This window comes from Magnetospirillum sp. 15-1, assembly GCF_900184795.1.
GTDB lineage: Bacteria > Pseudomonadota > Alphaproteobacteria > Rhodospirillales > Magnetospirillaceae > Phaeospirillum.
Map to the genome: position 1 here is coordinate 59,821 of NZ_FXXN01000028.1, position 13,497 is coordinate 73,317.

The window sequence follows — 13,497 nt, forward strand, 5'->3', positions numbered from 1 at the left end:
CAACCACCTTCCCAGCCCCGGCAACAACGGACGAGGGCACGTTTTCCCCCACGACAATAGTCTGGTGATGGTCCGTCGAATGGAGGGGGGTTGTCAATATCTGCGAGGATAATCGGTGATTTTAATCAACCTTTAGAGTCGAAACCCAACCGTACCGACAATTCCGCGAGCCGGGCGAAGGGCGACGCCCCCATCCGCAGGGAAAGGTCGCCAGCCCGGCGCACGCCTTCGCGGCCGAAGCGCTCGCGCACCGCCTCCTCCAGCCAGGCCTCGGCCTGGGCGTGGCGGGCGGCGGCCAGACGCCCCCCCTCTCCCAGCCAGCCGGCATGGGCGTCGATGGCGGCGACCAGGGAGTCCATCCCCTCGCGCCGGGCGGAGGAGACCATCAGCACCGGCGTCTCCCAGCCCTCGTGATCGCCGCCGCCGCCCAGACCCAGGGCTCCCTGCACATCGGCGCGGGCACGGACCGCCGCCGCGCCCATGTCGGCCTTGGTGACCACCACCACATGGGGAATCTCGGCGATGCCGGCCTTCATGAACTGCAGCGAATCGCCCGAACCCGGCTGGACGCAGAACAGCACGGTATCGGCCACGCCGACCACGTCGGTTTCGCTCTGGCCCACACCGACCGTCTCGATCAGCACCACGTCGTAAAGCGCCCGCATCAGCACCATGGCCGAAACGGTCAGCGCCGCCAGCCCGCCCAGGCGGTCACGGGCCGCCATGGAACGCACGAAGATGCCCTGATCCTCGGGATCGGTGGTCAGCCGGGTGCGATCCCCCAGCAGAGCGCCGCCCGAGCGCCGCGACGAAGGATCGACGGCGATGCAGCCCACCGTGCGCCCATCGGCGCGCCAGCCGCCGATCAGGGCGTTCATCAAGGTGGACTTGCCGACGCCTGGCGGCCCGGTCATGCCCACCACGTGGGCGCGCGGTTCGGCATAGGCGCTGTCCAGCAGGGCCACGGTGGCGGGCGCGTCGGGAAAACGCTCCAGTTCGGCCAGGGCACGGGCCAGGGCGGCCTTACCGCCCGCCCGGATGTCGTCAAGGGTCACGATCGGTCCTTTCGCCAGAGGCGGCGGCGCCAAAATTCGCGGCAATTGTGTTCGTCCCCGAGAGGGTGGTCAAGCGCGGCGCTCGGGCCTATAGTGCGGTGCAATGAAGACCGCGTCCCGCCCCATCGCCCTCTCGGTGGCCGGCATCTGCCTGGCCTCCCTGGCTGTCGCCCTGGTCGCCCAGTACGGGTTCGGCCTGCGTCCCTGCAATCTGTGCCTGATCCAGCGGGTGCCGTTCGTCCTGGCCGCCCTGCTCGGCCTGCTGGCGCTGAGGGACGGCCAGCCCGCCGCCCTGCTGCTGCGCCTCGCCGGCACTGCCCTGCTGATCAACGGCGGCATCGCCGTGTATCACGTGGGCGTGGAGCAGCATTGGTGGGCCTCGGCGGTCTGTTCCGGCGGTCAGCAAGGCGCCGTGGCGGTGGCCGACCTGCTGGCCGAGATGAGCAAGCCGGCGGAAGCCCAGTGCGATTCTCCGGCCTGGTCATTCCACGGCATCACCATGGCCGCCCTCAACGTACCGTTCTCGGCCCTGCTGGGCCTGGGTATTCTGTGGGCGGTGAAGCGTTCGGAGGCCTAGCCATGAAGACCGCGGATAAACGCATTCCCGGCGACCTGGACCATGCCGGCCTGATCGACCGCTTCCTGCGGGTCAATCAGGCGGGTGAGTTGGGCGCCGTGCGCATCTATGAGGGACAGAGGGCGATCCTCGGCCGCAAGGGGGGTAAGGCCGCTCCACTGCTCAAGCGTATGGCAGAGCAGGAACAGGAACATCTGGACGCCTTCAACCGTCTGATCGCCGAGCGCCGCACCCGGCCGACCGTCCTGTCGCCGCTGTGGCATCTGGCCGGCTTCGCGCTCGGGGCCGGTACCGCCCTGCTGGGCGAGAAGGCGGCCATGGCCTGCACCGTGGCGGTGGAGGAGACCATCGACGAGCACTACGCCCGTCAGGCCCAGCAATTGGGCGAGGACGAGGCGGCGCTGAAGGAGACCATCCTCAGGTTCCGCGACGAGGAGATCGAGCACCGCGACATCGGGCTGGAGCACGGCGCCGAGCAGGCTCCGGCCTATCCCCTGCTGTCGGCGACCATCAAGGGCGGCTGCCGTCTGGCCATCTGGCTCAGCGAGCGGATCTGACCCGCCACCCGGCCGGTTCGATCCGGGTGATCAGGCCGTTGCGCGACGGCATTTCGGGCAGCATCTCCACCGGCCAGCCCAGGTGATGCAGCGCCAGCGAGCGCACCACGTTGCCGTGGGATACCACCAGCACATGACCATCCGCCGCCAGGGGCAGGATGTCGGCCTCGAAGCAGGTGACGGAGCGCTCCAGGCAATCCAGCATGGACTCGCCGCCTTGGGGCCGGAACGCCACGTCGAAGGCCACCTGGCGGCGGACCGGATCGGCCGCCAGGGCCGCCTCGTCGTCGGCCACACCCTCGAACACGCCGAAATTCCGCTCGTTCAGCCGCTCCAGGCCCCTTCGGCGGCCGACCACCCGCGCCTGGGCGGCCTCCAGCAGCAGGTCGCAGGTGTCCACCGCCCGCGACAGGCGGGACGTCAGCACATGGGCGAAACGCAGCCCGTACAGGGCGCGGCCGGCCTCTTGCGCCTGGGCACGCCCCAGCTCGGTCAGCGGATGATCGCTGACGCCCGACAATACCCGGTCGCGATTGCCCTCGGACTGGCCGTGGCGGACGAGATAGATGGTCACGGCAACAACCCTTTCAACCGGGCCATGTAGAAGGCGTTGATGGCGTGGGCGTCCTCCACGCCGCCCTCGGCCACCATCCCGACGAAGCGGGCCGGCGTCACCTGGACGATGTCGAAGATGCCCTCGGACAATTGCGGTTCTCCCACTCCCGACAGTTCCGCCAGGAAATAGTCGAGGCGGGCATTGGACAGCGAGGTGTCGCAGAACGTCCGGCCCAGATGGATGGCGCCGGAGGCCCGGCCGCCGGTCTCCTCGGCGACCTCGCGCAGCACGGTTTCCTCCAGCCCATCCCCCACCTCGACCGAACCACGGGGAATTTCCAGCAGGAACCGGCCGATGGCATGACGGAAGACCCGCAGCAGGACGATCCGTCCCTCGAACAGCGGCAACACCGCCACCCCCCCGGCATTGTTGACGTAGACCACCCGATTGTGGGTGCCGAGCGAACCGTCGGGAAAACGCACCGCATCGCGCAGGGCCAGAATATAGGCATCCTCGGCCAGGACGCCCACCGAGGCCGAGGCGGGCGGCAGGCCCTTGGCCCGGTTGCGCCGCTCCACCACCCTCGAGGCGGCGGCAATGTCCGCCTCGTCGAGCAGGATGGCGACGCCGTCCCCCGGCCGGTGAAACAGCTCCGGCCGGGTCGCCATCAGGTCACGATAGCGGCGGTAATCGGCCCGCCGCCGCGATCCCTCCAATCCCATCAATGGCACATCAGCACGTGCAGCGGCGCGTGGGAGATGACGTGGCGGGTGACGCCGCCCATGATCAGCTGGCGCAGGCGCGAATGGGTGTAGGCCCCCATGACCAGCAGGTCGGCGCCGGTCTTGCGGACCTGCCCCAGCAATTCCTCGCCGGCATGGGAGTTGGGGGCGTGGATGACGGTGGTGGTCGCGGCGATGCCGTTCCAGGCCAGATAGCTCTCCAGCTCTCCGGCAGGGGCGGGACCGCCGGCATGCTCGGCCACGGTCAGGATGGTCACCGATGCCGCCCCCCTCAGGAAGGGCATGGCGAAGGCCACGGCACGGGCGGCCTCGGCGCTGCCGTTCCAGGCGATACACACATTGGTGCCGGGCAGCGGAGCCGGATCGGCCGGGCACAGCAGCAGCGGACGGCCACAGGCCATCAGCGCGGTGTTCAGGGTGATCTTGGCCGCCACCTCGGCCTCGCCGCCGGGATGGCCGAACACCACCAGGTCGGAGACCCGGCCGCGCCAGGTGACCACGTCCTCCTCGCGCCCGACCACCTCGACCCACTCGGCGGACAGGCCGTCGACCGGCGGCGCGTCGGCCAGCGGCGCGCCGTTGCGGGCCAGGGCGGCGTCGAAGGCGGTCCGCGCCAGCTTGGCGCGTTGGGCGGCCTGGGTCTCGGCGATGCCGATCATCTCCTCGACCATGGCCCCCGACATTCCCTCGCCCACCAGCGGCACCGCGTTGGTGGGGTCGCTGCGCACGTGCAATCCCGTCACATGGCCCGAGAAACGCCCGGCCAGACGCAAGGCGGTGTCCAGCGGAAGGGCGGCGGACAGCTCGTCCTCGACCGGGACGAGAATGGATTTGAAGGCGGACATGACGGCTCTCCTTGTCACGACATCCGGATATTATGCGCCCGATCCGGTGGGTTGGAAATCTGCAGACTCCGACGAGGGCTATACTCCCAGCGCGACCCTGCCGGCCGCCAGGGTCACGTCCTTGGGCGGCGAGGAATCGATGCGCGTCCAGGTGATGGCCCCCAGATCGTAGGACAGTTGCCGCTCCAGCACCTGGGGCGTGGCGTCGGAGACGTTGGCCTTGCGTCCGGCGATACGGAGCTTGGACAATTCGGCCGGGGCCTCCAGCCACAGGCCGTCGAAACGCACCCCCGCCGCCTTGGCCACCCGCTCGATGGCCTCGCGCTGCTCGGGCCGGGCGAACACCGCGTCGGCCACCGCCGAATGGCCGTCGGCCAGCAGGGCGGCGCAGGTGTCGTAGAGCCGCTCATAGGTCCGCTCCGTCACCTCGGGCGCATAGCCGTCGGGGCCGAGCTTCTCGTGGATGGGGACGCCCATCAGGTGCTTGCGCAGTGAATCGCTGCGCACCACCGCCGCGCCGGGCACCGCCAGGAAGGGGGCCAGTTCGCGGCCCATGCGCGACTTGCCGCTGCCCGAAAGCCCCCCCACCGCCAGCAGCCGGGGAGAAGGCGGCGCGAGATAGCGCCGCGCGGCGGCCAGATACGAGCGGGCGTCGCCGACCAGCCTCTCCCCCGCCTCGCCACTCGCCCCCGCCGCCATGGTGGCGCACACATGGGCGCGCACCCCGGCCCTGGCCGACAGATAGAGCGGCATGGGGGCGATGCCGGCGAAATCGGCGGTTAGGTCCAGGTAGTGGTTCATCACCCAGTTGGCCTGCCGCCGCGCTCCGCGATGGTCCAGGTCCATCAGCAAAAAGGCCAGATCGTAGATCACGTCGATGCAGGCGATATCCTCGGAGAATTCGATGGCATCGAACAGCGCCGGCCGCCCCTGCCACAGGCAGATGTTCCCCAGGTGCAGGTCGCCGTGGCACTGGCGCACCAAACCCGCCGCCCGCCGCGCCTCCAGCCGGGGGGCAAAGCGTTCCAGGGCGGCGAAGGAGAGCCGGGCCAGCTCCTCCACCTCGTCCACCGGCAGGATGGCGGGCGCCCCTCCTTGCCCCTGAGCATGGGCCAGCATGGACAGACGGTTGGTGGCGACGGTCCAGTCCAGCCCGGCCCGCCCACCCCGGTCTCTGCGTATCGGCGCCACGCGGTGGAAATCGGCGATGGCCTCGGTCAGGGCGTTGCAGCGCTCGCGGTCCAGTTCCCCCCGCCGGACCAGCCGGTCGAACAGGGTATCCTGGTCGAAGCGGCGCATCTCCACCGCCCAATCCACCGCCTCACCCTTGCCGTCCAGTTCCAGCCCGCCGCCGGAGGCACGGGTCAGCGCGCGGACACCAAGATAGAGGTCGGGGGTGGCGCGGCGGTTGATCTCCAGTTCGGCCTCGCAGGCTTTCCGGCGCGCCGCCAGGGTGGAGAAGTCGAGGAACGGCAGGCGCACCGGCTTCTTCAGCTTGAAGACGCGGTCGCCGGCCAGGAACAGGGTCGAGATATGGGTGTCGATACGCTCCACCGCCCGGCCGCCATGGCTGCGCGGGTCGGCCAGGAAGGCCTCGGCCTCCGAGGGGCTAGAGCCTGGGCAGGGTGACACCCTGCTGCCCCTGATACTTGCCCGACCGGTCGCCGTACGAGGTCTCGCACACCGAATCGCCCTTGAGGAAGATGAACTGGCAGGCACCCTCGTTAGCGTAGATCTTGGCGGGCAGCGGCGTGGTGTTGGAGAATTCCAAGGTGACGTGGCCCTCCCACTCGGGCTCCAGCGGCGTCACGTTGACGATGATGCCGCAGCGGGCATAGGTCGACTTGCCCAGGCAGATCACCAGCACGTCGCGGGGGATGCGGAAATACTCCACGGTACGGGCCAGGGCGAAGCTGTTGGGCGGAATGACGCAGACGTCGGTTTCGCGGTCGACCAGACTGTTGGGCGCGAAGGACTTGGGATCTACCACCGCCGAATCCACGTTGGTGAAGATTTTGAATTCGCGGCTGACGCGGGCGTCGTAGCCGTAGGAGGACAGGCCGTAGGAGATGACGCCTTCGCGCTGCAGCTTCTCGGTGAAGGGCTCGATCATGCCCTTCGTCGTGGCCATCTCGCGAATCCAGGTGTCGGGCATGACGGACATGAGGCGCTCCCCCTTTTCAACTCTCGCTGTCTTGTACTCCAGGGTCCGGGACGGGGCAAGGCTCGCCCCCGCCGTCACCGTCCGTCTCGCCCTCGGCGCGGGCGCGCCCCTGGGCCTTGCGCCGGGCCAGATTGGCACGCAGAGCCTCGGCCTGGCGGCGCTGGCGGGCGGCGGCCTCGGCATGGCCCCTGGCCGAGAATTTCGGGTTGGAATCATCATTCATGGCCGCCAGTTTTGGCCCCTGGAGAAAAGCGCGTCAAGAGCCCCGGAAAGACGCTTGCGTCGGCATATCGAGTGTGGCATAAAGCGCCCCTCTTCACGGGGTGGCCCGCCGCTCCTTGAAATTGCTGCCGTAGCTCAGTCGGTAGAGCATACCCTTGGTAAGGGTAAGGTCGATGGTTCGATTCCATTCGGCAGCACCATGAAAGGCCTCAGGGAAACCTGAGGCCTTTCGCCTTTCCGGGACACCGCCTTTGCGGGTTCCCCCTCGGGTCAGCCCGTTCCGGTCGCTCCGTTTTCCGGTTCCACATAGCGGTAGAGGGTCGAGCGGGAGATTTTCAGCTTCTTGGCCGCCGTGCTGATGTTGCCGTCGCATTGGGCCAGCACCCAGCGGACATAGGCGCGGTCCATCTCGTCCAGGCTCATCATGTGGTCGAAGCGGGGCGAGCCGGCACTGCGCCCCCGGTCGGTCGGCTCGCTGATCAGCGAGGTGACGAGATTTTCGGTGACGCGCGGCCCCTCCACCAGCATCAGCATGCGTTCGATGACGTTGCGCAGCTCGCGGACGTTGCCCGGCCAGGAATAATCCACCAGGCGGGCCATGGCGGCGGGCTCGATATCGCAGATCTGGGCCTGACTGCGGGCCATCAGATGGGCGATCAGCAGCGGGATATCGGAGCGGCGCTCCCTGAGCGGCGGCACCTTGATGGTCAGGACGTTGAGGCGGTAGTAGAGGTCCTCGCGGAACCGCCCGGCCTTGACCTCGGCCTTGAGGTCGCGGTTGGTGGCCGCCACCACCCGGGTCTCGGTGCGCCGCAGCGCCGTCTGGCCCAGGGGACGGAACTCGCCGGTCTCCATGACCCGCAGCAGCTTGGCCTGGCCGCTGGGCTGCAACTCGCCGATCTCGTCCAGGAACAAGGTGCCGCTGGAGGCCACCTGGAACAGCCCCTCCTTGTCGGCCATGGCCCCGGTGAAGGCGCCGCGGCGGTGGCCGAACAGCTCGCTTTCCAGCAGGTTGTCGGGCAGCGCCCCGCAATTGATGGGCACGAAGACGTTGCCGGCGCGCTGGCTCCACTGGTGGAGGGCGGCCGCGATCACCTCCTTGCCCGAGCCGCTTTCGCCGGTGATCAGCACCGGAGCGTCCTGGGCCGCCGCCTTGCGGGCCAGATTGATGGTGCTCAGCCAGGGCTGGCTCTCGCCCACCATGCGGTCGATGCCGCGCCCGCGCAGATGCTCCACCTGGGCGACCAGTCCGGCGCAGCGGTGATTGAGGCGGCGACGCTCGAAGGCGCGGTCCACCACGATTTCCAGCTCGCTCAGCTTGTAGGGCTTGGACAGGTAGTCGAAGGCGCCCAGCTTCATGGCCTTGATGGCGGTATCCACGTTGGCGTGGCCGGTCAGGATGATGCCCTCGATGGCCGGGTCCATGCGCCGCAGATGCTCGAACAGGGTCAGGCCGTCCATGCCGGCCATCATGATGTCCACCAGGGCGACGTCGACGCCCACCGTCTCGGCGATGGCCAGCGCCTCCTGGGCATTGGCGGCGGTGAAGGTCGCCCAGCCCCGGCGGCTCAGCCGCTCGCTGAGCAGTTGGCGGTAATGCGGCTCATCGTCGACGATGAGCAAGCGGGCGTCCGTCATCGCTCGACACTCCCCTCGGGTGCAATTATTGGCAGCGACACGCGGAACCAGGCCCCCCCGGCCGGGCGGTTGCCGCAGGTGATGGTCCCCCCCAGGGAGCGGACGATGCCGTAGCAGATGGACAGGCCGAGGCCGGTTCCCCTATCGGGCTCCTTGGTGGTGAAAAACGGATCGAAGACCTTTTCCATGATCTCCGGCGCCAGCCCCGGCCCGTCATCGGCTACTTCCAGGCGGATACGGCTGCGGAAACGGCCCAGCGACACCATGAGGCGGCCATTGGATTCCGTCGCCTCGACGGCATTCTTCAGCAGATTGAGCAGCACCTGGCCGATCAGGCTGGGATCGGTGCGGACCGGCGGCAGGTCGTCGTTGATGGTCAGGCGGATGTCGAGGGAAGCCCCCCCGGCCCGGTCGCTGAAGAAGGCCACCTTGTCGCGCACCAGGGCGCCCAGGTTGGTGGGCTCCAGGTTGACCACCTGATCGCGGGCGAAGGACAGCACGTTCTGGGTGATGTACTTGCAGCGGTAGGCCTGTTCCTGGATGGTCGCCAGCCCACGGCGCAGACGCTCGACGTCGACCGCCTCCCCGCCGCCGCCATCGCCGATGGTGTCGAGCAGATCCTCGGCATAGGCCGAGATCAGCCCCATGGGGTTGTTGATCTCGTGGGCGATGCCCGAGGCGAACTGCCCCAGCCCGGCCAGACGGGTGGCCTGGGCCAACTGGCTTTCCAGGCTGGAGGCGTATTCGGTCAGCTTGCGCTCGCGGGCCTGACGCTGGGAGATGTCGATGGCCAGACCGCGATAGCCGGCCAGCCGCTCGCCGTCCATCACCGGGCTGATCTGCATCTGGGCGGGAATTTCCTCGCCGTGCAGGCTGCGCAAGGCGGTCTCGATACGGCCCTCGGACCCGCTGTCGCCCACCTGACGCAGGAAGCGGGCCAGACGGCGGCGGTGGGGCATGGTCATCAGGCGGGCCAGCGGCACCATCTCGCCGTCGGCCGACAGGCCCAGACGGCGGCGCCCGGCCCGGTTGAGGTGAACCAGCTGGCCATTGCCGTCCAGGCTGAAGACGATCTCCGACAGGTTGTCCACCAGATCGCGGTAGCGGGATTCCGAGGCGGCCAGATCAGCGGTGCGCTGCTGCACCTTCTGCTCCAGCAGGTTGATGTGCTGCTGCAGATTGAGCGGCATGAACAGGCGGCGATGCTCGTCGTGCTCGGGGCCGCAGATATCGGCCGAGATCAGGCGCCACGAGCATTCGGCATGGCCGCGCCCCACGCATTGGTCCTCGATGCAGATCATCGGCGTGTCGAAGGCCACCGACGAGAAGCCCGAGGCATAGCCCGACACCGTCCAGCACACCGGATCGGAGGATGGCCCGAACAACCGCACGTGCTGTTCCGCCTCGTACGAGTTCTTCCACACCCCGGCCATGTCGTAATGGCCGGTTTCCGGATCGATGAGCAGGGCATGGGTCTCGACGCACACCACGCCTTCGAGCATGTGCAGCTTCGGCCCGGCCAGGACGAATTCCGATACGGCATCGTCGCCCATCAGGGCGTGCAGGTGCCGTGCGTCACTCTGGCCGCAGCTATAGCCGAAGCGGGTCAGGATCACCTTGGCGATGTCGACGCCCAGGGTGTCGATCAACTCCTTGCGCAAGGCTCCCATGGCGTCGGCCTGGACCAACACCGCACGGCGTCCACAAAATGAAATCAAGCCACGATCCGGATCAAAGCTGACCAGATCGGGCAACATCATATCCCGAGGTTGCACCTCATAGTTCCTCCCAAAAACATTATTCTTATTTTTCCGCGCATCGTTTTTCGGCGCGTGATTTGTCGTTTCTACACTGGCCTACTTGGTCGATTCAACATGCTCCATCATCCGAACCGCAATCAAATTCATGCTGGCGCGGATGTCCGGACACAACTCCGCCACCCGCAGCGCCAGATTGCGGGCAGCGGGGGGATCGAAGCGGCCGCCGGCGATCTCGGCCTCGAGGATATCCGCCATCTGGTCGATCTCTTCCCAGGTATAGTCCACGGCCACCTCCCTATTCCGGCGCGAACAGGTCGCGCACCCGGAAACGCTGCAGCTTGCCGGTGACGGTGCGCGGCATCTCGTCGACGAAGCGGATGCGGCGCGGACATTTGTAGATGGACAGGCTGCGCTCGAAATGCTGGCGCAGATTGGCCTCCAGCACCTCGGTCCCCGGAGCGAAATCGGCGCGGACCACGGCAAGGCCCAGGCGCACCAGCCCGTCCTGGTTGGTCACCCCCACGGCGGCCACCTCGGCGATGCCCGGCAGCTTCAGGGCGTGCTCCTCGATCTCGGCCGGGCTGACCCACTGGCCGGAGATCTTCAGCATGTCGTCGCCGCGCCCGTGATGCTCCCACCAGCCCTCGGCATCCACGGAAAAGACGTCGCCGGTACGGTACCAGCCCTTCTGGAAGGCCTCGGCGGTCTTGTCGGGGCGGTTCCAGTAGCCGGCGGCCACCGAGGCCATCTTCAGCCACAGGATGCCGGTGCGGCCGGGCTCGCGCACCGGCTTGCCGTCCTCGTCCAGCAGCTTGACCCTGGCCCAGGGCTGGGGGCGGCCCGATGAGCCCATGCGATAGGCCGAAGGCGTGTTGGCGATGGCGAGGAAGACGATCTCGCTGGTGCCGATTCCCTCCAGGATGGGCTGGCCGGTGGCCTGGAGCCATTCCGAGAACACCGATTCCGGCAGCCGCTCCCCGGCCGAGACGAAGTGGCGGATGCGGCGGAAGGCCGGGCGGCCGACCACGTCGCTGCGCAGCAAGTTGCGGTAGAGGGTGGGTACGCTGAGCAGGATGGTCGGCGCGTGGCGCTCGACCACCTGGGCCACCGCCTCGGCGTCGGGCCAGCCATCGTGCAGGATCACCGTGGCGCCGCATTTCAGTGCGCCGATCAGGCTGTGGCCCAGGGCGTAGGCGAAAAACAGCTTGGAAGTGGAGAACACCCGGTCGCCGGGAGCGACGCCGAAATTCTGCCGCAGGTGCAGGTCGCCGATCTCCACGTCGCCGTGACGGTGGATGGCGCCCTTGGCGGCGCCGGTGGTGCCCGAGGTATAGATCATGAAGGCATGGTCGGTGGGCAGCACCGCATGGGCCGTCAGTTCACCGGAATAGCCGTCGGCGAAAGCGGCCACGTCGTCCACCACCAGGGGCGGACGGTAATCGGTGCGCTCCAGGGCGGATTCGAACAGGGAACGCAGGCCGTGATCGGTCAGCAGGGCGGCGCAGCCGCTGTCTTCCATGGCGTGGCCGATATCGCCGGAGCTGCCCCGCGTGTTGAGCGCGATGGCCACCGCGCCGATCTTCATCACCGCCAGATAGGCGGCGACCAGTTCGGGCGTGTCGGCCATCAGCAGGATCACCCGGTCGCCGGGCCGCACACCGCCGGCCAGCAGGCCGTTGCCGACCCGGTTGATGCTCTCCGCCAGTTGCGAGAAGGTAACGGTGCGCTCGGCGGCCAGGATGGCGGCCTTACCGCCCAGGCCGGCGGCCTCCTGCCAGCCGGCGATCTGTTCGCTGGCGTTGTTGAGCGGGCTTTTGCGGCGATTGCATTCGGTCATGTCGGAGCCGTCCTGGGGAGAAAATTGGCCGGATCGCGAAGCGGGGACAATGCGATCCGGCCCAGTATGAGCCGGGAAGGATGACGGCTCAGAACGGGAAGTGGCGCTTGCCCATCTGGATGGTGATCCACTTGATCTCGGTCATCTCCTCCATGGACCACTTGCCACCCTCGCGGCCCATGCCGCTTTCCTTGATGCCGCCGAAGGGCACGTGCGGCTCGTCGTAGATGGTGCAGTCGTTGAGGTGGACGGCTCCGGCTTCAAGGCGCAAGGCCAGATCCATGGCCTTCTGCAGGTCGTTGGTGATCACCGCCGACGACAGGCCGTAATTGCTGTCGTTGGCGATCTCCAGGGCTTCCTCGGAATCCTTGGCGCGGATGATGGAGACCAGCGGTCCGAAGGTCTCGTCGCGGTAGACCACCATGTCGTCGGTGACCCCGGCCAGCACCGTCGGCTCGTAGAAGGCGCCGTCGGACTTGCCGCCGTTGAGCAGGCGGGCGCCCTTGGATACCGCGTCGTCCACGTGCTTTTGCACTACCGCGCACTGGCCCTGATTGATCAGCGGGCCGATGACGGTGTGGGGATGGTGGGGATCGCCCACCTGCAGAGTGCGGACCTTGGCGGTGAAGGCCGAGCAGAAGGCGTCGAAGACGGGCTCTTCCACGATGATGCGGGAATTGACCATGCAGACCTGGCCCTGGTGCAGGAAGATGCCGAAGCAGGCGGCATCCACCGCATAGGGGATATCGGCGTCCTTGAGCACGATCAGCGGGCTCTTGCCGCCCATTTCCAGGGTGCACTTCTTGAAGTGCCTGGCGGCCATCTCGCCGATGTGGCGGCCCACCTCGGTGGAACCGGTGAAGGTCACCATCTTGACCCGGGGATCGGCGATCAGGGCGTCGCCCAGCTTGCCGCCGGGGCCGGGAATGACGTTCAGCACGCCCTTGGGCAGGCCGGCGGCCTCCATCACCTCGGCGATCATCAGGCCCGAGATGGGGGTATAGCCCGCCGGCTTCAGCACGAAGGCGTTACCCGCCGCCAGGGCCATGGCGACCTTCTTGAAGGCCAGCAGGAAGGGGAAGTTGTAGGGCGCGATGCCGGCGATGACGCCCAGCGGCCGGCGCACGCTCATGGAGAACAGGCCGGGGGAGTCGGACGGCATGGTCTCGCCGAAGATGCGCCGGCATTCGCCCGCCGCGCTGCGCAGCAGGTTGACGCAGAACGACACCTCGAACATGGACTTGCCGAAGGTCGAACCGGATTCGTAGCGCAGCACCTCGGCGATTTCCGGAATGCGCCCGGCCAGCACGTCGGCGGCCTTGATCAGGATGGCCTCGCGCTGGTTGGCCAGCGTGTTGCCCCATTCCTTGGACGCGGCATGGGCGGCGGCCACCGCCTTCTCCAGATCGGCCAGCCCGGCCTGGTGCACGCGGGCGAAGGCCTTGCCGGTGGCCGGGTCGATGTTGTCGGCGACGGTGTTGCCCGACGAGGCAACCCACTCGCCGCCGATGAACAGCTTGTATTCCTTCATGATTCCTGTTCC

General features: G+C 67.8%; 14 protein-coding genes and 1 tRNA gene. 3 read left to right on the forward strand and 12 right to left on the reverse strand.

The window, feature by feature from the left end:
- Window positions 1–125: 125 nt before the first annotated feature.
- Window positions 126–1,055: a methylmalonyl Co-A mutase-associated GTPase MeaB gene (locus tag CP958_RS21590; protein WP_096704278.1), complete on the reverse strand. Its 930-nt coding sequence runs from the start codon at window positions 1,053–1,055 to the stop codon at window positions 126–128.
- A 103-nt stretch (window positions 1,056–1,158) separates the two neighbouring features.
- Here CP958_RS21590 and CP958_RS21595 point away from each other — a divergent pair, with 103 nt between their 5' ends.
- Window positions 1,159–1,632 carry a disulfide bond formation protein B gene (locus CP958_RS21595; RefSeq protein WP_096704279.1) on the forward strand — a complete coding sequence of 158 codons (474 nt, stop codon included), beginning with the start codon at window positions 1,159–1,161 and terminating at the stop codon, window positions 1,630–1,632.
- Window positions 1,633–1,634: 2 nt separating this feature from the next.
- Entirely contained in the window at window positions 1,635–2,189 is a 555-nt protein-coding gene (locus tag CP958_RS21600; protein ID WP_096704280.1) for a demethoxyubiquinone hydroxylase family protein, read from the forward strand.
- On the opposite strand, the gene CP958_RS21605 is transcribed toward CP958_RS21600, so the two are convergent.
- The 6 genes from CP958_RS21605 to CP958_RS21630 form a co-directional block, all read right to left on the reverse strand.
- On the reverse strand, window positions 2,173–2,763 hold the full coding sequence (locus CP958_RS21605) for a histidine phosphatase family protein (RefSeq protein WP_096704281.1): 591 nt from the start codon (window positions 2,761–2,763) through the stop codon (window positions 2,173–2,175). The two genes, CP958_RS21600 and CP958_RS21605, sit on opposite strands and share 17 nt — an antisense overlap.
- Complete coding sequence (locus CP958_RS21610) at window positions 2,760–3,467, reverse strand: NUDIX hydrolase (protein WP_242443059.1); 708 nt, start codon at window positions 3,465–3,467, stop codon at window positions 2,760–2,762. Before CP958_RS21610 ends, CP958_RS21605 begins: the two co-directional genes overlap by 4 nt.
- Window positions 3,467–4,333 (reverse strand): universal stress protein, encoded by an 867-nt coding sequence (locus tag CP958_RS21615; protein WP_096704282.1) that lies wholly within the window; start codon window positions 4,331–4,333, stop codon window positions 3,467–3,469. The genes CP958_RS21610 and CP958_RS21615 overlap by 1 nt, the downstream gene beginning before the upstream one ends.
- Before the next feature lie 78 nt (window positions 4,334–4,411).
- Window positions 4,412–5,965: a bifunctional aminoglycoside phosphotransferase/ATP-binding protein gene (locus CP958_RS21620; RefSeq protein ID WP_096704283.1), complete on the reverse strand. Its 1,554-nt coding sequence runs from the start codon at window positions 5,963–5,965 to the stop codon at window positions 4,412–4,414.
- Window positions 5,943–6,497, reverse strand: coding sequence for a dCTP deaminase (gene dcd / locus CP958_RS21625; protein ID WP_096704284.1), 555 nt, complete (start codon window positions 6,495–6,497; stop codon window positions 5,943–5,945). Before dcd ends, CP958_RS21620 begins: the two co-directional genes overlap by 23 nt.
- Before the next feature lie 16 nt (window positions 6,498–6,513).
- Window positions 6,514–6,720, reverse strand: a complete 207-nt coding sequence (locus CP958_RS21630) for a hypothetical protein (protein ID WP_096704285.1) — start codon at window positions 6,718–6,720, stop codon at window positions 6,514–6,516.
- Between the two features lie 123 nt (window positions 6,721–6,843).
- On the opposite strand from CP958_RS21630, the gene CP958_RS21635 reads away from it, so the two are divergent.
- Window positions 6,844–6,919, forward strand: a tRNA-Thr gene (locus CP958_RS21635).
- Between the two features lie 70 nt (window positions 6,920–6,989).
- Here CP958_RS21635 and CP958_RS21640 read toward each other — a convergent pair.
- The 5 genes from CP958_RS21640 to CP958_RS21660 form a co-directional block, all read right to left on the reverse strand.
- Entirely contained in the window at window positions 6,990–8,357 is a 1,368-nt protein-coding gene (locus CP958_RS21640) for a sigma-54 dependent transcriptional regulator (protein WP_096704286.1), read from the reverse strand.
- Window positions 8,354–10,117: a XylR N-terminal domain-containing protein gene (locus CP958_RS21645; protein ID WP_096704287.1), complete on the reverse strand. Its 1,764-nt coding sequence runs from the start codon at window positions 10,115–10,117 to the stop codon at window positions 8,354–8,356. Before CP958_RS21645 ends, CP958_RS21640 begins: the two co-directional genes overlap by 4 nt.
- 96 nt (window positions 10,118–10,213) lie before the next feature.
- Window positions 10,214–10,402 carry a hypothetical protein gene (locus CP958_RS21650; RefSeq protein WP_096704984.1) on the reverse strand — a complete coding sequence of 63 codons (189 nt, stop codon included), beginning with the start codon at window positions 10,400–10,402 and terminating at the stop codon, window positions 10,214–10,216.
- Window positions 10,403–10,412: 10 nt separating this feature from the next.
- On the reverse strand, window positions 10,413–11,954 hold the full coding sequence (locus CP958_RS21655; RefSeq protein WP_096704288.1) for an AMP-binding protein: 1,542 nt from the start codon (window positions 11,952–11,954) through the stop codon (window positions 10,413–10,415).
- A gap of 88 nt (window positions 11,955–12,042) precedes the next feature.
- Entirely contained in the window at window positions 12,043–13,485 is a 1,443-nt protein-coding gene (locus tag CP958_RS21660; protein ID WP_096704289.1) for an aldehyde dehydrogenase family protein, read from the reverse strand.
- Window positions 13,486–13,497: the final 12 nt, after the last annotated feature.